Origin of the sequence: Rhodococcus sp. KB6 (assembly GCF_001445685.1) — a bacterium.
GTDB classification, from domain to species: Bacteria; Actinomycetota; Actinomycetes; order Mycobacteriales; family Mycobacteriaceae; genus Rhodococcus_F; species Rhodococcus_F qingshengii.
In genome coordinates this window covers 1-241 of the sequence record NZ_LNAK01000138.1, presented here as the reverse complement: position 1 = coordinate 241, position 241 = coordinate 1, and the positions used below count along the sequence as shown (strand labels likewise).

The 241-nt window shown below is 58.1% G+C and carries 1 protein-coding gene; it reads right to left on the bottom strand.

What is annotated here, in order from left to right; genetic code table 11:
• Nucleotides 1-241 (bottom strand): isopeptide-forming domain-containing fimbrial protein (locus ASU23_RS24235; RefSeq protein WP_156423190.1); only part of this gene is annotated, 241 nt, incomplete at both ends.

Below are 241 nucleotides of genomic sequence, written 5' to 3'. Positions count from 1 at the left end.
ACCGTCGTTGATCTTCACCTGGTAGGTCAGGACAACAGACTTACCGGCTTCCAATGCACCGGTCCAGGTGAGCGTGGTGCCCGACAGGGTCGGAGCAGCACCGTCGACACCGTCGACAGTTGCCTTGAGCGAACCGTCCACTAACGTCGCGTTGTCGAGAACCTTCGACAGATCATCGGTCAACACCACCGGATCAAGAGTCGTGTTACCCGTGTTCGCACCCGTCACCGTATACGTGATC